The following is a 19,586-nucleotide window of genomic DNA, read 5'->3' on the forward strand; positions in this document are numbered from 1 at the left end:
GGGTTTCTACGGCGCGGCTTGCGATGTATCACCGGCAGATCAGGACAAGCGTCAGGACCCACATGCCCTATCCCATCGCCCTTTTCCTCACCCTGCTGATCGGCGCGGTCATCGGCTGGTTCACCCTGACCCCGCCGGGCGAGGCCGGCGCGCCGCTGCCGCTCACCGACAAGCAGCTTCACGCGCTGGCCTTCGGGCTGATGGTCCTGCCCGTCGCGCTCACCCGCCCCCGCGCGCTCTACTGGATCGCGCCGCTCGCGCTGCTTTATGGCGCAGTGATCGAAGTGATCCAACCCAGCGTCGGGCGTTCGGGTGAATGGGCCGACCTGCTGGCCGACGGTCTGGGCATCGCCCTTGTCTGCGGCTTGGGCGCGCTACGCGGTCGGGTGTTCAAGGCAGCCCGCACATGACCGATGCCATCACCCTCCTGGGCACCAAGGGCGGCCCGGCGATCCGGCCCGGCTCCTCCATGCCCACATCGATCCTCGTGCAACTGGCAGGGAAGACCATTCTGGTCGATGCCGGCCTTGGCTGCACTGCCGCCCTCACCCGCGCAGGCATCCCCCTCACCGATCTCGATGCCGTGCTGATCACCCACCTGCATTCCGATCACTACCTCGAACTCGGCCCGCTCCTGCACACCGCATGGACCGCGGGCCTCAAGACCCCCCTGCCCATCCATGCGCCCGAGGGGCTGGATACCTACTGGCAAGGCTTCCTTGCTTCCATGGCGTTCGATATCGACACCCGCATCGCCGACGAAGGCCGCCCCGATCTGGCCAGCCTCGCACCGATCCACGTACTGGATGACACCTCGCACCTGCGCTTGGGCGATCTCACCGTCACCACCCTGCGTAACCACCACCCGCCGATCAAAGACAGCTTCGCCCTGAAGCTCACCGGCGCGGACAAAACGGTGGTGCTTTCAGGCGATACAGCGCCCCTCCCCGAAATGGTGGATTTCGCCCGCGATGCCGACCTTCTGGTGCACGAGGCCATGCTGATCCCCGGCGTGCAGAAGATCGTCGACCGGATGGGATACAAGGATGACCGCCTGCTCAAACACATCCTGCGCAGCCACACCCCCGCCGAAGAGGCCGCAAGGATCGCACAGCAGGCAACCGTCAAGGCCCTCGCCCTCAATCACCTGATCCCCGCCGACGACCCCGAGGTCACGGAAAAGGACTGGCTGCACGCCACCGAACCGCACTATTCCGGCAAAATCCACATCGGCCGAGACGGGATGAAAATCCCGCTTTAGGGGCCACGGCCCCTAACCCGCCTGCCACGTGGCAATCGCCTCGACCGGATACAAAAGCATGATGATATTCAGGGCCAGCCCATCGCGGATCACCCACATGGTCAGCACCTCGAACCCGATGACCACCGCCACACTGGCCCAGACCGGCAAGACCCGCGCCAGCCAGAAGCCCGCGAACATCGCTGCGATGTCGGCGCCCGAATTCAAAACACTGTCGCCGAAATAATCCAACGAGATCGTCACCTCGCGATACCGCTGGATCACCGCATCGGTGTTCTCGATGATCTCCCAGGCGCATTCCACCACCGTGGCGACCACCAACCGCCAACCCAAGGGCACCCGCCGCGCCACCAGCCACAGCGCCCCGTAAAACAGAAAGCCATGCAACAGATGACTGGGCGTATACCAATCGGCCAGTTGCTGACTGGCCTCGCTGGTGCCCACCGTCCCCCACAGGTCGATATGCCCGCATTGGCAAAAGGGCACCCGCCCCATGGCCAGCAAGGTGATCAACGTGCCCAAGGTGATCAGGGCCGTCAGGATAAGGGCGGGGCGGTCAAGGCGCGTGTCACTCGTCATGCGCGTGACCTGAGCATAAGGCCCGCGAACTGTCCATGGCTGAAACCCCTACCATCCCGCGCGCCGACCCCCTATCGTCCTGCCAAACCATGACCGACAGGAGGCCCCCATGCCCGCCCCCGAGAACCGCTTCAAAACCCGCCTTGCCAAGGGCGAGATGCTCTATGGCTGCTGGGCAGGCTTCGCCGACCCCTACGCCACCGAGGTTCTCGCCACCGCCAATTTCGACTGGCTGGTGATCGACGGCGAACACGCCCCCAACGACCTGCGCAGCACCATGGCCCAACTTCAGGTGCTTGAAGGGCGGCACAGCGCCCCCGTCGTCCGCCTCGCGCATGGCGCGGATTGGGCGATCAAGCAGGTGCTCGACATCGGCGCGCAAACCCTGCTGATTCCCATGGTCGAAAGCGCCGAACAGGCCCGCGAACTGGTGCGCGCCACGCGCTACCCGCCACAGGGCATCCGCGGCTCGGGCGCGGCACTGGCCCGCGCCTCGCATTTCTCGGCCATCCCGGATTATATCGGCACCGCGAACGACCAGATCTGCCTGCTGGTGCAGGTGGAAACCCGCGCAGGCCTCGCCGCGCTGGATGACATCCTCAAGGTCGACGGCGTCGATGGCGTTTTCATCGGCCCCTCCGATCTGGCCGCCGATATGGGCTTTGCCGGTGACAGCAGCGCACCCGAGGTGCAAGACGCGATCCAAGACGCGCTTGTCCGCATCAAAACCGCGGGCAAAGCCCCCGGCATCCTCGCGCTCGACCCCGCCACCGCGCGAACCTACCGCGACTGGGGCGCGCAATTCCTCGCTGTGGGAATCGACGTGGTGATGCTTGCCCAATCCGCGCGCGACACCATGGCCCGCTGGCGCGATGACTGACCTGTTGGTGGACCTTGGCGGCACCCATTGCCGTGTCGGGCTGGGCGATGAGACGGGACTAATCCCCGATACCGTCGCCAGCCTGCGCAACGCCGATTTCCGCGACTTGGCAACGCTTTTGCAAAGCTATCTCAGCGCGCAACGCCCCGGCCCCTTGCGCGCCCTCTGTGCAGGTGTCGCCGGGCCTGTGCGGGGCCGAACGGCTCAACTCACCAACCACGCATGGCATATCGAGGCCGATGCACTGGCCAAGGCCACCGGCGCAGAAGCCGTGCATTTGATCAATGACCTTCAGGCCCAAGGCTACGCGCTCGACACGCTTGCCCCCGGCACCCTGACGCCGCTGCGCCCCGGCACGGCTGACCCGGACGGCGCAAGGCTGGTCCTCGGTATCGGTACAGGCTGCAACGTCGCCGTGGTGCACCGCATGGGCAATGGCCTCATCGTGCCGCCCGCCGAAACCGGCCACACGCCCCTGCCCGATTGCCCCGACCTGCGCCCGCTCTATGATGCGCTGCGGGCGGATCTTCCCCACCTGCCGATCGAGGCCGCGCTCTCTGGCCCCGGCCTCACCCGCCTGCACCATTGGCTGACGGGTGAAAGGCTCACGCCGCAAGAGATCATTGCGAAAGGGCCGTCGGAAACCTTCGCCCTTTACTCGCGTATCTTGGGCGAAGTCACAGGCCCACTTTGCCTGCACCACATGGCCACCGGCGGCCTTTTCCTCATCGGCGGCATGGCCCGCGCCATGGCCCCCCATATCATATGGGACCTATTCACCCCCGCCTTCACCGCACGCGGGCCTTATACCGAGATCGTCACAGACATCCCCATAACCCTGATCACCGACGACACAGCAGCGCTCAGGGGATGTGCCCGGTACTTGGGGCAATGAATGCCATGACATGCCCCATACACCCACTTCCACCCCGCCCGTCCCTCTGCCATAATGCGCCCCAACCCATAAAACAAAGAGCAGCGCAGACATGGCCGACGATCTTCTGACCCCCGCGGACTCCTCCGATTACGACGCCTCCTCCATCGAGGTGCTGGAGGGGCTGGAACCCGTCCGCAAACGCCCCGGCATGTATATCGGCGGCACCGACGACCGGGCGCTGCACCACATGGTGGCCGAGGTGCTGGACAACTCCATGGACGAGGCCGTCGCGGGCCACGCCAACCGGATCGAGGTCGAGCTGCACGAGGATTACTCGATCACCATCCGCGACAACGGCCGCGGCATCCCGATCGACCCGCACCCCAAGTTCCCCGACAAATCCGCGCTCGAGGTGATCCTTTGCACCCTGCACGCGGGCGGCAAGTTCTCGGGTAAGGCCTATCAAACCTCCGGCGGGTTGCACGGCGTCGGCGCCTCGGTGGTCAACGCGCTATCCGATTCCATGGTCGTTCAGGTCGCCCGCAACAAGGAGCTTTTCGAACAACGCTTCTCGCGCGGCAAACCCCTTGGCCCCGTGGAAAAAATCGGCCAGGCCCCCAACCGGCGCGGCACCACCGTCACCTTCCACGCCGACGAACAGATCTTCGGCTCCCACCGCTTCAAACCCGCCCGCCTCTTCGCCTCGATCCGCTCCAAGGCCTACCTCTTTTCCGGCGTCGAAATCCGCTGGAAATCCGCCATTGAAGACGGCGACACCCCGCAAGAGGCCACCTTCCACTTCCCCGGCGGCCTGTCGGATTACCTCAAGGAAACGCTGGGACAGGCGGCCACCTACGCCGAACACCCCTTCTCGGGCACCGTCGATTTTCAGGAACGTTTCGGCACCCCCGGCAAGGTCGAATGGGCCATCAACTGGACCCCTTCGCGCGACGGCTTCCTGCAAAGCTACTGTAACACCGTCCCCACGCCCGAGGGCGGCACCCATGTGGCGGGTTTCTGGGCGGCGATCCTCAAGGGCATCAAGGCCTATGGCGAGCTGGTCAACAACAAGAAGGCCGCGCAGATCACCCGTGATGACCTGATCACCGGCGGCTGCGCCCTTGTCTCCTGCTTCATCCGCGAGCCCGAATTCGTCGGCCAAACGAAAGACCGCCTCGCCACCACCGAGGCCCAACGCCTTGTCGAAAACGCCGTCCGCGACCATTTCGACAACTGGCTGGCCTCCGATACCAAATCCGCCGGCGCGATCCTCGATTTCCTTGTCCTGCGGGCCGAGGAACGCCTCCGCCGCCGCCAGGAAAAAGAGACCCAGCGCAAGTCAGCCACCAAGAAACTCCGCCTGCCCGGCAAACTGGTGGATTGCACCGCCACCAACCGCGAGGGGACCGAGCTGTTCATCGTCGAGGGCGACTCGGCGGGCGGCTCCGCCAAGATGGGCCGCGACCGCAAAACCCAGGCCCTCCTGCCCCTGCGCGGTAAAATCCTCAACGTCCTCGGCGCGGCCTCGTCGAAACTGGGCAGTAACCAGGAAATCAACGACCTCACCCAGGCCCTTGGCGTGGGATTGGGGACCAAGTTCAACATCGACGATCTGCGCTATGACAAGATCATCATCATGACCGACGCCGATGTCGACGGAGCCCATATCGCCTCGCTTTTGATGACCTTCTTCTTCACCCAAATGCGCCCGATGATCGACGCGGGCCACCTCTACCTCGCCTGCCCCCCGCTCTACCGCCTCACCCAAGGCGCCAAACGCGTCTATTGCATCGACGAGGCCGAGCGCGACGAATGGCTGGAAAAGGGCCTTGGCGGCAAAGGCAAGATCGACGTCTCGCGCTTCAAAGGTCTGGGTGAGATGGACGCGAAGGACCTGAAAGAAACCACCATGGACCCGGCCACCCGGAAATTGATCCGTGTGACCATCGACGAGGACGAACCGGGCGAAACCGGCGATCTGGTGGAGCGTCTGATGGGCAAAAAACCCGAACTGCGGTTCCAGTATATTTCCGAGAACGCGCGGTTTGTGGAGGAGTTGGATGTTTGAGGGTTGGTAAATTCTCTATTGCGACGCGATTTCCGCCATTCCATTGTAAAACTCCACCTCGGTTTCATGCAAAACCCCATCCGCATCGATCACATTCTTGGCGGCCCGCATGAATCTTTCCAACTCTTTCGCATATAGGCGCTTCCTACCTTCTGGCTCTTCAAACAACCGAAAAAGGCTTTCTGACACTTTCTCAGCAGTAGGACGAAGCCGTTTAATATAGGCGCTTAATTCAGTGATTGTCTCTTCGGACAAATCAATGCGATCCCATTCGACCTCTATCTCAATGTACTCAATTATTGCGTTGACCTCTTCATCGCGCATTTTTCCATCAGCACGCGAGAGAGCTGCCAAAATCCGGATTTGATCGCGCAGCATTCGCTTGGTTCGGTTCGTTTCACTCGTTTCGCCAGATCGCTCTTGTGGAGTATATTCGATTTCATCAAAATCGACCCCAATCGATCTCCAAAACATATTTGGTTCAATTATCTCGCCATCGGCTGTAATGAAGCACTTTATGCGATCAGTGCGGAATTGCCTGATGGCGCGCCTTTCATGGCAAAAAGCATAGAGTGACGGTACGCTGTAATTAAAATCAATTCGCCGCATCGTTATTCTGCGGCGCGTAAGTTCTCCGTTAGCCGCACAGTATTCAATCGCAGTATAGATATCTGTGACCGGATTGTGCTCGTCTCGGCATTCTTGGCCATCAACTTCTGAGGCATCATCGAAATCATGAATCGATACTTCAATTGTGACGCCTTCGATTTCTGGAACTTCAGCTTGCTCGCTCGGAAGCCCTTTAATCCATCTTGACCAGAAACTCATGTGAAATCCCTCAGCTTTAACTTGTGAAATCAAAAATGAATACTCTTGATAGGTCAAGGGAATGAAAGGCTGCTTGCGGCTGCGATAGGTTGGCTCGATCTGGTTGTATCCAAAGCCAACGCTCGCCCAACACTGCGCGGCGCCAAGGGCCGCACTCCACCCCACGGTCTGGCAATCCCGCGGCTTACTTACCCCACCCCGTAGGGTGCGCATTCATGCGCACCGCAAACCGATTTCTTCAAAAGAAATCGGACCGAAGTCTTTTCAAGACTTCGGCACCCCTACCAAAAAGCCCCGCGCAACGCGCAGGGCTTTTCCAATCTCACACCAACAGGCCCTTACGCCATCGTCCCGCCATCCTGCGGGATGCGCAAACGCTGACCGGGGTAAATCTTGTCCGGGTGGCTCAGCATCGGCTTATTCGCCTCGAAAATCTCTTCGTAGCGCGCGCCGTTGCCCAGGGTTTTCTCGGCAATCGCCCAAAGGCTATCGCCCTTCTGCACCTCGTGGAACACCGGGTCGCCACCGGCCACGTTATCCTCAACGCCCGCAACGCCCTTGGCATTGCCCACGGCCATGATGATCTTTTCCTTGGTCGCTTGGTCCTTGGCGGTGCCCGAGACCTTCACAACGTCGCCCTCGACCTCGATCTCGACGCCTTCGGTCTCAAGGCCCAGATCGGCGACCTCTTTTTTCAAATCATCCGCTTCGGGCGTGTCATCGCCGCCCTTGAAAAAATCCCAAAACCCCATCGGTTGCTCCCCTTTGTGTGGTGGTTTCAATACGGGCAGCTTGCGGGATGTCTGGGCGGCGGCAAAGGGGAAAAAGCGGCGGCGCACGTCGCGGATTGCGCGTTTCGTACAAAACGCACGTACGTTTCGTACAACTCTCACCGCGCGCCCTGTTAATTCCGGGGGGTGCGGGAAAAAATACCGACGCGATACCGACGTGAAACCGACGCGATGCAGAACGGGGGTTTTCCTTGTTAACCAATACCTTGGCCCCGATTCGCGCCCTTCCCCGCGCTTTGCCACTGTCCGCCCCGGTCATCCCTTGCTAACCTTCGCTCATGCGCTGGTTCTGGCTTCTTCTTCCCCTGATCCTGATCTCCTGTGGCCGCCCCCTGACGGACACCGAAAAAACCTTTGCAAACCAGATGTTTGGCGATAGTTTCGATGCCCGGCCTGTACGCGTTGTCGATGGCGCCCTGATCGGCAAAGCCACCTATCCGCGCCGCAAGCGCCCGCGCCTTGCCTGCCGCGAACGCATCCTGCCCGAGCCGACAAGCCCCACCGTCACAGTCAGCCCCGCCGCCTTGGTGGTGCACAACAAGGTTTTCTACTCAAAGGATTGGTATCAAAGGAATTTTTTGCCCCGCTACCCACGCGTAATGAGCCTCGTGCACGCCATGGTCTTCGCCCATGAGATCACCCATGTCTGGCAATGGCAGAACCGTAAGGTCACTGGCTACTCCCCCCTCCGCGCCGCCCGCGAACACGGGGTCACCGATGATCCGTATCTGTTTGATATCTCAACGGAAAACAGCTTCCTCGACTACGCCTACGAACAGCAGGCCAGCATCGTCGAGGAATACGTCTGCTGCGCCACGCTTGACCCCGAGGCCCCCCGCACCAAGCGCATGGAACGCATGCTCTCCGACACCTTCCCCCTGGGCGATCTACCCACCCCCGACGCCACGATCCTGCCGTGGAACGGCGCCAAGGTGAAGGGGATTTGCCGGATCTAGAGCGTTTCCAGTTTACCTTGAACCAAACTGCATCACCAATGTCCCGAGAAGGCCGTAGGCCTGGCAGGGTATTGGTGATGCAATAATAACTGGAAACGCTTTAAGCGGTTGTTATTCCTGGATACTTTCAAGGTATGTCAAAAGCGCCGCCAAGGGCCGAGGCGTCGGCGTGAAAACCCCGTCGCCCACGTCAACGGGCACGGTATCGCCCTCCAACAGCAACCCGAATTCCGGCATTTCCTGCCCCGGAAGGCCGGTGCGGTCATAGCCGTCGATCACGCTCAACACCCTTGCCCGGGGAAACCCCTCCGCCGTGCTAAGTTGCGTCAGGTCCGCAGGCTTCGGGCTCAGGCTTTCCGCCCAAGGGCCATCGCCCTTGCCGCTTGTGCCATGGCACTGCGAACAGTTTTCCATGTAAAGCACCCGGCCTTCGTCCGGCTCGGGCATGGAAACCTCGGTACAGGCCACGATCAGCCCAAGAACACCCAGTGAAATCAACGTGTTGCGCATCTTGCCCCTGCCTTTGCTGTTTTCACCATCATGCCAAAGGCGCAAGGCTCGCGCAACCGGGCTCAGGCGAACTTGCCTGCCAATGCATCGTTGATCAGGGCGATGGTCTCCTCGACGCCGTACAGCGCGATGAACCCGCCGAACCGCGGCCCTTGGCTGGCGCCCAAAAGCACCTCGTAGATGGCGGTGAACCAATCGCGCAGCGGCTCGAACCCGTGCAGTTTCCCGATGGCAAAGACCACGGATTGCAGGAATTCCTCATCCGAAAAATCAGGCTCCGGCAGTGGGTCATCCCTGCCCATGGCCTTGTTTTTATTGGCAATCGCCTCCAAGGCCGCCTCGGGGCTGGACAGCGCCTTGGCCAGATCCTGCAACGCGGCACGCTCAACCTCGGTGGGCGTACGGTACACCTTGGACGGTTTCACGAAGTCATTGAAATACCGCACGGCAAAGCCTGCCGCCGCATCCATACCGGGGTGCGTTTCAGACGTGGCATCGGGGGCGTATTTGCGGATAAAGCCCCACATCGTGTCCTTGTCCTCGGCACTCGATGCACTCGCAAGGTTGAGCAGCATGGAAAACGGCACCACCATATCCGAGGCGGGCACATCACCGCCGTGGATATGGAACACCGGATTGTTGAGTTGTTGCGTCTGATCCTGCCCCGGATAGGCGCGCAACTGCTGGTGATATTCGTCCACGGCCTTGGGGATCACATCGAAATAGAGGCGCTTGGCGGTCTTGGGCTTTTGATACATGAAGTACGACAGGCTTTCCGGCGCGGCATAGGTGAGCCATTCTTCCATGCTCAGCCCATTCCCCTTGGACTTGGAAATCTTCTGCCCGTCTTCATCGTTGAACAGCTCGTAAGACAGAGACTCCGGCGGGCGTTTGCCCAAGGCGCCACAGATGCGCGAGGATTGCTTCACGCTGTCGATCAGGTCCTTTCCCGACATCTCGTAATCCACGCCCAGGGCGGCCCATCGCAGGGCCCAGTCGGGTTTCCACTGCATTTTGACATGGCCGCCAGTGACGGGAATTTCCACACGCTCGCCATCGGGTTCTTCATAAACGATGGTGCCTTTTTCCACGTTGCGCTCAAGCGTCGGCACCTGAAGAACATGGCCGGTCTTGGGGCTGACGGGGAGGAAGGGGGAATAGGTTTTCTGCCGCTCCTCGCCCAGTGTCGGCAGCATGATCTCCATGATCTTGTCGAAGCGTTCCAACGCCACCAGAAGCATCTCGTCGAAGCGACCGGAGGTGTAATATTCGGTCGCCGAGGCGAATTCGTACTCGAACCCGAAACTGTCCAGAAAGGCGCGCAGGCGCGCGTTGTTGTGCTGGGCAAAGCCCTCATGCGTCCCAAAGGGGTCGCGCACCTTGGTCAGCGGGAGGTTCAGGTCCTCGGCCATCTGCTCCTGATTGGGGACATTGCCCGGCACCTTGCGCAAGCCATCCATGTCATCGGAAAAGCAGATCAGCTTGGTGGGTATGTCGCTCAGAACCTCGAAGGCGCGGCGCACCATGGTGGTGCGGGCCACCTCGCCGAAGGTGCCGATATGCGGCAGGCCCGAGGGGCCATAACCCGTCTGGAAGAGCACATAGCCCTTTTCCGGCGGGGCCTTCTGATAGCGTTTGAGCACACGGCGCGCTTCTTCAAAAGGCCAGGCTTTCGAACTCATCGCGGCATCGCGGATATCTGTCATGTGCTCATTCCCATCATTCCTGCGCGCAAAAGCGCGCGCAGCGCCGCCCGCTTCCTATTGCCGAGGGGCGGGACAGTCAATATTCTGCACCGCAACAGGAATTCAGGCCCCTTAGGGCGAAAGGACCATCATGACCGAGCAGATCCCCCACCCCCTCTCGCCCGAAGATTGCCTTGTTGCAGTGATGATCGCGGTCTCGGCCTCGGATGAGGACATCCGCACCGCCGAACTGGTCAAGATCGAGTCGGCGGTGAACAACCTGCCGATCTTCGCACAATACGACGTGGACCGCATGAACATTGCCGCGCAAACCGTGTTCGATCTCTTTTCGGTCGAGGACGGTCTGGACGCGCTCTTTGGCCTCGTCCGCGACAACCTGCCCGAACAGCTTTACGAGACGGCCTATGCGCTGGCCTGCGACGTGGCCGCGGCGGATGGCGCCATCCAGCAAGACGAACTGCGCCTGCTGGAGGAAATTCGCTATGAACTCAGCATCGACCGCTTGCACGCCGCGGCCATCGAACGGGGCGCACGCGCACGGCACATGACCCTTTGATGCGGTGCGCGCTGGCCCTGCTGCTGTTGCTCGCGTGGCCTGCACAGGCCGCGCAGCTTGAGGCGCGGATCGACCTTTCGGATCAGGAAATGACCGTGGTGTTCGGGGGCGAGGTCATTCATCACTGGCCCGTTTCCACCGCGCGGGCAGGCAAGTTCACCCCGACAGGGCTGTTTCATATCCAAGTGATGAAGCGAATGCATTATTCGACGCTTTACAACAATGCGCCGATGCCCTTTTCGATGTTCTTCTACGGAAACTTTGCAATCCACGGCACAACGCAGATTGACCTTCTTGGCACGCCCGCCTCGGCCGGTTGCGTGCGGCTTCATCCGGACAATGCCGAGACGCTTTACAGTCTCATTCAGCAAGTGGGCCGTTCCGAGACCCTGATTGAAATCGTGGAGTAACCGGGCCTTTCGGGGGTTTCACCCCCGGACCCCCAGGGTATTTGCACCAAGAAAAAGCCCCGAGGCGCGCATCAGAACAACCCATGGATGCAAGTGCGAAATTCGCCGTTTCCTTCCCGTGCCGTTTCGCGTTTAAATAGCCGCGAAATTCCGCCATGAGGTCATACAATGCGCCCTGTTTACGTGAACATCCGCTGCAAGCCCGGCACGTCCTATCGCGTGGCCGAGGAAATCGCCCTGCGCGAAATCCATTCCGAGCTGTATTCCACTTCCGGGCCGTTTGACCTTCTGCTCAAGCTTTACGTGCCCGAGGACGAGGACGTGGGCAAATATATCAACGAAAACCTGCTGGATATCGCAGGTATCGAACGCACCGAAACGACGCTGACCTTCAAGGCGTTCTGACGAACCAACAATACTGGGAGAGATATGATGAAGATGAAAACGCTTCTGGCGGCAGGCTGTGCCGCGATGCTGGCCACCGCTAGCTTGGCCGATGACCACAAGGTCAAGGTCGGCATGATCACAACGCTGTCTGGCGGCGGCGCGGGCCTTGGCATCGACTCCCGCGATGGATTCCTGCTGGCGGCCAAGCTGGCCGGGAACGACGCGCTTGAGATCGTGGTCGAGGACGACCAGCGCAAGCCCGACATTGCCGTACAGCTGGCCGACAAGATGATCCAATCGGAAAAGGTGGATGTGCTGACCGGTATCGTCTGGTCGAACCTTGCCATGGCCGTCGTTCCGGCGGCCACCGCGCAGGGCAAGTTCTACCTGTCGACCAATGCCGCGCCTTCGATGCTGGCAGGCAAGGGATGCAACCCGAATTATTTCTCGGTGTCCTACCAGAACGACAACCTGCACGAAGCCGCGGGCGCCTATGTCAAGAACGCAGGCTACAGCAAACCTTTCATTCTTGCCCCCAATTATCCGGCAGGTCAGGACAGCCTGACGGGGTTCAAACGCCTTTACGGCGGGGAACTGGCGGGCGAGGTCTATACCAAGCTGGGCCAGACGGATTACGCGGCCGAGATCGCCCAGATCCGGGCCAGCGATGCCGACAGCATCTTTTTCTTCCTGCCTGGCGGCATGGGAATTTCCTTCCTCAAGCAATATGCCGACAGCGGGCTTGACCTGCCGGTGGTGGGCCCCGCCTTCAGCTTTGACCAGGGCATCCTGCAAGCCGTCGGCGACGCGGCGATGGGTGTGAAAAACACCAGCCAGTGGAACAAGGACATCGACAACGCGGCAAATGCCACCTTCGTCGAGGAATTCCAGAAGGAATATGGCCGCCTGCCCTCGCTCTATGCCGCGCAGGGGTATGACACCGCGAACCTGCTGTTGTCTGCCATGGAGAAGGCCGATGTTTCGGATGCCGACGCCTTCCGCTCGGCCCTGAAGGCCGCGGAGTTCGACAGCGTCCGCGGTGATTTCTCCTTTGCGGCCAACAATCACCCCATCCAGGACATCTATGTGCGCGAGGTGATCAAGGAGGGGGAAGTCTATACCAACAAGATCATCGACACCGCGCTTGAGGATCACTCCAACGCCTATGTCGAAGACTGCAATATGTAAGCCAGGTCACCTGTCCCGGGGCCTTGTCACGAGGCCCCGGGGCGTGCCCGGGGCGCGACGCACCAACCGCAAATGACACCCATTCTTTTCATCGAACAAGTCCTGAACGGGCTTCAGTTCGGGGTCATGCTCTTTCTCATGGCCGCGGGCCTGACGCTTGTGTTCGGGGTCATGGGGCTGATCAACCTGGCGCATGGATCGCTTTACATGGTGGGGGCCTTCGCCGCCGCGGCGGTTGCGGGGGCGACGGGCTCGTTCCTGCTTGCGTTAATGGCAGCCCTGACGGCCGCCGCCGCCGCCGGGGCGCTGGTGGAACTGGTGGTGATCCGCAGGCTCTATGCCCGTGACCACCTTGATCAGGTCTTGGCCACGTTTGCCCTTATCCTGATTTTCTCCGAAGGGACGCGATGGGCCTTCGGCTCCTTTCCGTTATTCCTTGACCTGCCCGGCTATCTTTCCGGCCCCGTCACCTTGCCGGGCGGAATCGAATACCCGCTTTACCGCCTGACGCTCATCGTCACCGGCCTCGTGATCGCCGCTGGCCTTTTCTGGCTGATCTCGGGGACACGCCTAGGCATCCGGATCCGCGCCGGTGAGTCCGATCGCGAAATGATCGCCGCCCTCGGCGTTGATATATCGAAGCTCTACACCGTGGTCTTCGCCCTCGGCGCGGCGCTGGCGGGGCTGGCCGGGGCCATGGTGGGGGCCATCCAATCCGTGCAGGTCGGAATGGGTGAACCCGTGCTGATCCTGGCCTTCGTGGTCATCGTGATCGGTGGTATCGGCTCCATCAAGGGGGCGCTTGTCGGCGCGCTTCTCGTCGGGCTGACCGATACGCTTGGCGGGTTGCTTTTGCCCGAAGTCTTCAAGCTTTTCATGGAGACCTCGGCCGCCAGTTCGACGGGGTCGGCCCTTGCCTCCATGCTGATCTATATCCTCATGGCTGGCGTGCTGATCTGGAAACCGCAAGGGTTGTTCGGAGGGCAGACATGAGCCGCGAAACCGCGATCAACGCGGTCCTGCTGCTGGGCCTTGCCGCCGTGCCGCTTTACGCCTGGGCCACGGATGAGCCCTTTACCATCACACTCGCCACCCGCGTGGTGATCCTTGCGCTTGCGGGCGTCGGCCTGAATATCGCGCTTGGGCTTGGCGGCCTTGTCAGCCTCGGGCACGCCGCTTTTTTCGGGATCGGCGGCTATGCCATGGGCATCCTGGCCAGCCACGCACAAAGCTACACACCGCTGATGGAGGTGCCATTCCTGATCGAAGGCACCAAATCCATGCCGGTGATCTGGATCACGGCGATTGTCGCCTCTGCCCTCGCGGCCCTGCTGATCGGCGCGCTCAGCCTTCGCACCTCGGGCGTTTATTTCATCATGATCACGCTGGCCTTCGGGCAGATGTTCTATTTCTTCGCCATCAGCTGGCCCGCCTATGGCGGCGAGGATGGCTTGTCGATCTATGTTCGCAACGATTTCCCCGGTCTCAATATGCTCGACCCGATCCAGTTCTTCGGCATCTGCTTCGCCCTCCTCGCACTGGCACTCTGGTTCAACGCGCGGCTGGCCCGATCTCCCTTCGGTCTTGCTCTGAATGCTGCACGGCAAAATACCCAAAGGGTGGAAACCGTGGGCCTCAGCCCCTTCCGCCTGCGGCTTGCGGCCTTCGTGATCTCGGGCGCGATCACCGGGCTGGCGGGCGCGCTTTTTGCCGATCTCAACCGCTTCGTCTCACCCACGATGTTCAGCTGGCAGATGAGCGGCGAGATCATGGTTTTCATCATCCTGGGGGGCGTCGGCCGCCTCTATGGCCCTGTGGCGGGGGCCGCGCTTTTCATAACACTAGAACATATCTTGGGAGGGCTATCCGAATTCTGGCACATCTACCTCGGTGCATTGCTTCTGGGCGTGGTGCTTTTTGCGCGCGGCGGGCTGATCGGGCTTTTGGCAGGGCGACCAGTGGCGCATGACTGATCCGGTTCTCGCCACTCACGGGTTGACCAAATCCTTCGGCGCGGTGCAGGCCTCGCGTGATATTTCACTGTCGCTGCAGCCCGGTGAAATCCACGCCGTGATCGGCCCCAATGGCGCGGGCAAATCGACGCTGATCTCGCAGATCTGCGGCGGTCTTGCGCCTGATGCCGGGCAGGTGCACTTCCTCGGCGAGGATGTAACCGCTCTCCCCACCCGCAAACGCGCCCGGATGGGCCTTGCCCGCACGTTCCAGATATCGGCCCTGGCGATGGAGGATACCGTCCTGCAAAACGTCACTCTGGGGGCGCTTGGGGCGCGCGGCGGGCCACTTGGCCTCTTGCGCGATGCCCTCAACAATCAAGACCTGCGCGACAAGGCCATGGGAGCACTTCAGCGTGTCGGCCTGGCCGGCCAAGCCAGCACAATCACTGCCGAGCTCAGTCACGGCCAACGCCGCCAGTTGGAGGTCTCCATCGCTCTCACGCTCAATCCCCGCGCCTTCATCATGGACGAACCCATGGCAGGCATGGGCACCGAAGGCTCCCACCGTTTGACAGCTTTTCTTGATGAGTTGCGTCACGAGGCTCCGATCCTTCTGGTCGAGCACGACATGGACGCGGTCTTTGCTCTAGCCGACCGGCTCAGCGTGCTGGTCTATGGCGAAATCATCGCCACCGGCACCGTCGAGGAGATCCGCAACAATCCACAAGTCCGCGCCGCCTATCTTGGGGAAACCGCATGACCCGGAATTGCCCCCTTTGCGCACAGTGTGCCCTGTCGGATGCCTCCGGCGGGAGTATTTGGGGAAAGATGAAAACAGGCGCTCTCAATTCTTCTTCTTTTCACAAATATCCTGGGGGAGTCGCCCGAAGGGCGGCGGGGGCAACGCCCCCGACCCGGGTGGAAGGTGCGTAGAGATGAGCCTTCTGACCCTGCAAGATGTCACCGCCTTCTATGGTCCCACGCAGGCACTTTTCGGCGTCTCGCTGTCCGTGGCCGAGGGCGAAGTGCTCGCATTGATGGGCCGAAACGGTATGGGCAAATCCACCACGGTAAAAACCATCTGCCGGATGCTGCCCACCCGGGCGGGACGGCTAGACTTCGATGGGCATGACATGACCCGCTTGCCCTCGTATCGCGCGGCGCGGTTGGGCATCGGCCTGGTGCCCGAGGGCCGCCGCGTCTTTCCCAACCTCACGGTCGAGGAAAACCTGATCGCCGCCGCCCGACCGGGTCATTGGAACATGCCCCGGGTGACCGCCCTTTTCCCCCGTCTGGCCGAACGCCGCCGCCAAGGCGCGGCCACGCTTTCGGGCGGAGAACAGCAGATGCTGGCCATTGGCCGTGCCCTGATGACCAACCCGCGCCTGTTGATCCTCGACGAGGCGACCGAGGGCCTTGCCCCCATCGTCCGGCAGGAAATCTGGTCGGCCATCGCCACACTCAAGCGCGAAACGGGTCTGGCCATCCTGCTGGTGGACAAATCCATTGCCGAACTGGCACAGGTCGCCGACCGCGCGGTGATCCTGCAACGGGGTGAAACCGTCTGGACCGGCGGGTTCGATGCCCTCACCGAGGACATCACAACCCGCTACATCGGCGTTTAATCCTCGCCGATCTTGTCCTGCGTCTTGGTCTCGAAATCGCTGGCGGAGTGGCGCTCGTGCAGTTGTTCATGCGGCTCGCCAGACGTGCGGTTCACCATCCGGCCCCGCTTTACCGGCTCACGCGCCTCCAACCGCTCGGCCCATGCCTTGAGGTTGGTATAGCTGTCAGCATCAAGGAAGGTCGCGGCATCCCCATACTGCCGTCCCAGAACAAGGTTCCCGTACCATGGCCAGATCGCCATATCGGCAATCGAATACTCCGCCCCGGCCACGAACTCATGCTCGGCCAGTTGCTTGTCCAGAACGTCCATCTGGCGTTTCACTTCCATGGTGAAACGATCAATCGGATATTGCCATTTCTCGGGCGCATATTGATAGAAATGGCCAAAGCCGCCGCCCAGATAAGGCGCGCTGCCCATTTGCCAGAAAAGCCAGTTCAGCACTTCGGTTCGCGCCGCACCGCTCGCGGGCAAGAAGGCCCCGAATTTTTCGGCCAGATGCAGCAGGATCGACCCGGATTCGAACACCCGCACCGGGGCATCGCCGCTATGGTCCACCATGGCCGGGATCTTGGAGTTGGGGTTGATATCCACGAAACCGCTGCCGAACTGGTCACCCTTTGTGATCCGGATCAACCACGCGTCATATTCCGCGTCATGGCCCGCGGCCAATAGCTCCTCGAACATCACGGTCACCTTCACCCCGTTGGGCGTGCCCATGGAATAAAGCTGAAACGGATGTTCGCCCACCGGCAATTCCGCATCATGGGTCGCCCCCGACACGGGCCGGTTGATCGAGGCGAACTGCCCCCCCGAGGGCTCTTCCCATTTCCAAACCTTCGGCGGTGTATAGCTGTCATCACTCATCGCGGGCTCCTGTCGTGTCCTGTTTGCCCCAGAGGTAACCAAAGCGCACCGATGCGCAAGGTGCACGCCTGCACATATCCATGTGCAGCATGGAAAAAACGCGCCCGAGTTGCCCCGGACGCGTTTGCATAATTCTGTTTTCGAATGCGGCTCAGTACACCACGACCGAACGGATCGATTCACCCGCGTGCATCATGTCGAAGCCCTTGTTGATCTCGTCCAGCTTCAGGGTGTGGGTGATCATCGGGTCGATGTCGATCTTGCCGTCCATGTACCAGTCGACGATTTTCGGAACGTCGGTGCGCCCCCGCGCCCCGCCAAAGGCCGTGCCACGCCAGGACCGGCCGGTAACCAGTTGGAAGGGTCGTGTCGAAATCTCGGCGCCGGCCGGGGCCACACCGATAACGATGCTCTCGCCCCAGCCCTTGTGCGCCGATTCCAATGCCGTACGCATCACGCCCACGTTGCCAGTGGCGTCAAAGGTATAATCGCCACCACCGCCAGTCAGCTCCACCAGATGCGCCACCAGATCGCCATCCACTTCTTCGGGGTTCACGAAATGGGTCATGCCGAATTTCTCGGCCATGGGTTTCTTGCCGGGATTGAGGTCCACACCAACGATCTGATCGGCCCCCGCAAGGCGCAACCCCTGAATGACATTGAGGCCAATACCGCCCAGGCCGAAAACAATCGCGGTCGATCCGATTTCCACCTTGGCGGTGTTGATCACCGCGCCGATGCCCGTGGTCACGCCGCAACCGATATAGCAAATCTTGTCAAAGGGCGCGTCCTTGCGCACCTTGGCCAGCGCGATTTCCGGCAGGACGGTGTGATTGGCAAAGGTCGAACAGCCCATGTAATGCAGGATCGGTGTGCCATCGAGCATGGAAAAGCGCGAGGTGCCATCGGGCATCAGGCCTTGGCCTTGGGTCGAGCGGATCGACTGGCACAGGTTGGTCTTGGGGTTGAGGCAGTATTCGCACTCCCGGCATTCCGGCGTGTAAAGCGGGATCACGTGATCGCCAACTTCAAGCGAGGTCACACCGGGGCCCACTTCCACGACAACGCCCGCGCCCTCATGGCCAAGAATCGCCGGGAAAAGCCCTTCGGGATCGGCCCCCGACAGGGTAAAGTCGTCGGTGTGGCACAGGCCCGTGGCCTTCACCTCCACCAGAACCTCACCGGCCTTGGGGCCTTCAAGGTTCACTTCCATGATCTCAAGCGGTTTTCCCGCTTCGACGGCGACGGCAGCAGTGGTGCGCATAGGACTGTCCTTCCGGTTTTGATTTTCCGCGACTTTGGGCGAAACGCTGCGGTTTTTCAACACAATGTGCGACACGCACTTGCGCAGGGCCGACGCATGGTCGAGTCTTTTCGAAGGATCGAACCAAAGGGGTATGGCCATGCGGCAGCTTGTATTTCTTGGACTTGGGGCGCTCATGCTCGCGGCCTGTCAGGCAGATGGTGAAACTTCACCCGATACCGCCGAAAGCTGCGGCGCAGACGCGCTTCAGCACCTCATCGGCGAACCGCGAGGCGCCTTCGAAAGTCAGGATATAGACACCCCGGCCCGTATCCTGCCCCCGGGTCCGCCATGACGATGGATCACCGCCCTGACCGGCTGAATGTCGACCTTGATGAGGCTGGCCGCATCACCCGCATCTGGTGCGGCTGAGGCGCGGGGCCCTTCATGCGCAGGGGGCGGAATGCCCGGATTCGGGCTGGGCTGTCAGGGCCGCTTCACTCAAGGGCCGAATTTCCTTGATTTACCGCCCCATAGGCGCAACTCTGATCCCATGACATTCCAATCGCCCAGCCCCTTCCCCGCCAAGGGCGGACAGGATCAAGTGGCCTTTCACCGTACCGAGCTTGCGGTGATCCTGTCGCTTTACGGTCGCATGGTCGCCGCCGGGGAATGGCGCGATTATGGCATTTCCTCGCTGCGTGACGTGGCGGTGTTCTCGGTTTTCCGGCGCACCGCCGAACATCCCCTTTACCGTATCGAGAAGCGCCCGAAACTGCGCAACAAACAGGGCCAGTATGCGGTGATCGGCATGGATGGCCAAATCCTCAAGCGCGGGCACGACCTCAAGACCGTACTGCGCGTGCTGGAACGCAAGCTGATCCGCGCCATCGACTAAAG

24 protein-coding genes are annotated in these 19,586 nt (G+C 61.2%); 17 read left to right on the forward strand and 7 right to left on the reverse strand.

The genetic code is table 11. The features are described 5' to 3' along the window. Positions 1-62: 62 nt before the first annotated feature. Both FDP25_RS05500 and FDP25_RS05505 read left to right on the forward strand, forming a co-directional pair. Complete coding sequence (locus FDP25_RS05500) at positions 63-410, forward strand: VanZ family protein (RefSeq protein ID WP_154149705.1); 348 nt, start codon at positions 63-65, stop codon at positions 408-410. Further along, a complete protein-coding gene (locus FDP25_RS05505; RefSeq protein WP_154149707.1) occupies positions 407-1,261 on the forward strand; it encodes an MBL fold metallo-hydrolase in 855 nt (284 codons plus the stop codon). Before FDP25_RS05500 ends, FDP25_RS05505 begins: the two co-directional genes overlap by 4 nt. A 12-nt stretch (positions 1,262-1,273) precedes the next feature. Here the strand turns inward: FDP25_RS05505 and FDP25_RS05510 are convergent, their stop codons facing one another. Further along, a complete protein-coding gene (locus tag FDP25_RS05510) occupies positions 1,274-1,840 on the reverse strand; it encodes a DUF2585 domain-containing protein (protein ID WP_154149709.1) in 567 nt (188 codons plus the stop codon). 109 nt (positions 1,841-1,949) lie between these two features. On the opposite strand from FDP25_RS05510, the gene FDP25_RS05515 reads away from it, so the two are divergent. The 3 genes from FDP25_RS05515 to parE all read left to right on the forward strand — a co-directional run bounded on the left by FDP25_RS05515 (position 1,950) and on the right by parE (position 5,665). Further along, on the forward strand, positions 1,950-2,720 hold the full coding sequence (locus FDP25_RS05515) for an aldolase/citrate lyase family protein (RefSeq protein WP_154149711.1): 771 nt from the start codon (positions 1,950-1,952) through the stop codon (positions 2,718-2,720). Then, positions 2,713-3,615, forward strand: a complete 903-nt coding sequence (locus FDP25_RS05520; RefSeq protein ID WP_154149712.1) for a glucokinase — start codon at positions 2,713-2,715, stop codon at positions 3,613-3,615. The genes FDP25_RS05515 and FDP25_RS05520 overlap by 8 nt, the downstream gene beginning before the upstream one ends. A 91-nt stretch (positions 3,616-3,706) precedes the next feature. Next, positions 3,707-5,665 carry a DNA topoisomerase IV subunit B gene (parE, locus tag FDP25_RS05525; protein WP_154149714.1) on the forward strand — a complete coding sequence of 653 codons (1,959 nt, stop codon included), beginning with the start codon at positions 3,707-3,709 and terminating at the stop codon, positions 5,663-5,665. A gap of 15 nt (positions 5,666-5,680) precedes the next feature. Here parE and FDP25_RS05530 read toward each other — a convergent pair whose 3' ends face one another. Beyond that, a complete protein-coding gene (locus FDP25_RS05530; protein WP_172982753.1) occupies positions 5,681-6,658 on the reverse strand; it encodes a WYL domain-containing protein in 978 nt (325 codons plus the stop codon). 173 nt (positions 6,659-6,831) lie between these two features. Next, a complete protein-coding gene (gene lysM, locus FDP25_RS05535) occupies positions 6,832-7,245 on the reverse strand; it encodes a peptidoglycan-binding protein LysM (protein WP_154149719.1) in 414 nt (137 codons plus the stop codon). A gap of 317 nt (positions 7,246-7,562) precedes the next feature. Here lysM and FDP25_RS05540 point away from each other — a divergent pair, with 317 nt between their 5' ends. Continuing rightward, positions 7,563-8,240 carry a hypothetical protein gene (locus FDP25_RS05540; protein ID WP_154149721.1) on the forward strand — a complete coding sequence of 226 codons (678 nt, stop codon included), beginning with the start codon at positions 7,563-7,565 and terminating at the stop codon, positions 8,238-8,240. Positions 8,241-8,351: 111 nt separating this feature from the next. On the opposite strand, the gene FDP25_RS05545 is transcribed toward FDP25_RS05540, so the two are convergent. Both FDP25_RS05545 and FDP25_RS05550 read right to left on the reverse strand, forming a co-directional pair. Continuing rightward, positions 8,352-8,750 (reverse strand): c-type cytochrome, encoded by a 399-nt coding sequence (locus FDP25_RS05545; protein WP_154149723.1) that lies wholly within the window; start codon positions 8,748-8,750, stop codon positions 8,352-8,354. 62 nt (positions 8,751-8,812) lie between these two features. Continuing rightward, entirely contained in the window at positions 8,813-10,456 is a 1,644-nt protein-coding gene (locus FDP25_RS05550) for a lysine--tRNA ligase (RefSeq protein ID WP_154149725.1), read from the reverse strand. Positions 10,457-10,586: 130 nt separating this feature from the next. Between FDP25_RS05550 and FDP25_RS05555 the strand changes: the two genes are divergently transcribed. The 8 genes from FDP25_RS05555 (at position 10,587) to FDP25_RS05590 (ending at position 16,577) form a co-directional block, all read left to right on the forward strand. After that, positions 10,587-11,012, forward strand: a complete 426-nt coding sequence (locus FDP25_RS05555) for a tellurite resistance TerB family protein (protein ID WP_154149727.1) — start codon at positions 10,587-10,589, stop codon at positions 11,010-11,012. Further along, positions 11,012-11,422: a L,D-transpeptidase gene (locus tag FDP25_RS05560; protein WP_172982754.1), complete on the forward strand. Its 411-nt coding sequence runs from the start codon at positions 11,012-11,014 to the stop codon at positions 11,420-11,422. Before FDP25_RS05555 ends, FDP25_RS05560 begins: the two co-directional genes overlap by 1 nt. Before the next feature lie 168 nt (positions 11,423-11,590). Next, positions 11,591-11,827, forward strand: a complete 237-nt coding sequence (locus tag FDP25_RS05565; protein WP_154149732.1) for an Lrp/AsnC ligand binding domain-containing protein — start codon at positions 11,591-11,593, stop codon at positions 11,825-11,827. Between the two features lie 27 nt (positions 11,828-11,854). Next, positions 11,855-12,997: an ABC transporter substrate-binding protein gene (locus FDP25_RS05570; protein WP_154153147.1), complete on the forward strand. Its 1,143-nt coding sequence runs from the start codon at positions 11,855-11,857 to the stop codon at positions 12,995-12,997. A gap of 72 nt (positions 12,998-13,069) precedes the next feature. After that, a complete protein-coding gene (locus tag FDP25_RS05575) occupies positions 13,070-13,990 on the forward strand; it encodes a branched-chain amino acid ABC transporter permease (RefSeq protein WP_154149734.1) in 921 nt (306 codons plus the stop codon). Next, complete coding sequence (locus tag FDP25_RS05580; protein WP_154149736.1) at positions 13,987-14,970, forward strand: branched-chain amino acid ABC transporter permease; 984 nt, start codon at positions 13,987-13,989, stop codon at positions 14,968-14,970. The genes FDP25_RS05575 and FDP25_RS05580 overlap by 4 nt, the downstream gene beginning before the upstream one ends. Beyond that, positions 14,963-15,712: an ABC transporter ATP-binding protein gene (locus FDP25_RS05585; protein ID WP_154149738.1), complete on the forward strand. Its 750-nt coding sequence runs from the start codon at positions 14,963-14,965 to the stop codon at positions 15,710-15,712. Before FDP25_RS05580 ends, FDP25_RS05585 begins: the two co-directional genes overlap by 8 nt. Before the next feature lie 175 nt (positions 15,713-15,887). After that, the gene (locus tag FDP25_RS05590; RefSeq protein ID WP_154149740.1) at positions 15,888-16,577 is read left to right on the forward strand and encodes an ABC transporter ATP-binding protein; all 690 of its coding nucleotides are present in this window, start codon (positions 15,888-15,890) and stop codon (positions 16,575-16,577) included. Here FDP25_RS05590 and yghU read toward each other — a convergent pair. Together yghU and FDP25_RS05600 are read right to left on the reverse strand one after the other, a co-directional pair. Beyond that, a complete protein-coding gene (gene yghU, locus FDP25_RS05595; RefSeq protein ID WP_154149742.1) occupies positions 16,574-17,443 on the reverse strand; it encodes a glutathione-dependent disulfide-bond oxidoreductase in 870 nt (289 codons plus the stop codon). The genes FDP25_RS05590 and yghU overlap by 4 nt on opposite strands. Before the next feature lie 151 nt (positions 17,444-17,594). Next, the gene (locus FDP25_RS05600) at positions 17,595-18,707 is read right to left on the reverse strand and encodes an S-(hydroxymethyl)glutathione dehydrogenase/class III alcohol dehydrogenase (protein WP_154149744.1); all 1,113 of its coding nucleotides are present in this window, start codon (positions 18,705-18,707) and stop codon (positions 17,595-17,597) included. Positions 18,708-18,846: 139 nt separating this feature from the next. On the opposite strand from FDP25_RS05600, the gene FDP25_RS05605 reads away from it, so the two are divergent. The 3 genes from FDP25_RS05605 (at position 18,847) to FDP25_RS05615 (ending at position 19,584) form a co-directional block, all read left to right on the forward strand. After that, a complete protein-coding gene (locus FDP25_RS05605) occupies positions 18,847-19,041 on the forward strand; it encodes a hypothetical protein (RefSeq protein ID WP_154149746.1) in 195 nt (64 codons plus the stop codon). A gap of 2 nt (positions 19,042-19,043) precedes the next feature. Then, a complete protein-coding gene (locus FDP25_RS17440; protein ID WP_425500518.1) occupies positions 19,044-19,118 on the forward strand; it encodes an I78 family peptidase inhibitor in 75 nt (24 codons plus the stop codon). Between the two features lie 121 nt (positions 19,119-19,239). Next, a complete protein-coding gene (locus FDP25_RS05615) occupies positions 19,240-19,584 on the forward strand; it encodes a DUF2794 domain-containing protein (protein WP_154153154.1) in 345 nt (114 codons plus the stop codon). The last annotated feature ends 2 nt before the right edge of the window (positions 19,585-19,586 follow it).

Origin of the sequence: Roseovarius bejariae, assembly GCF_009669325.1 — a bacterium.
GTDB lineage: Bacteria > Pseudomonadota > Alphaproteobacteria > Rhodobacterales > Rhodobacteraceae > Roseovarius > Roseovarius bejariae.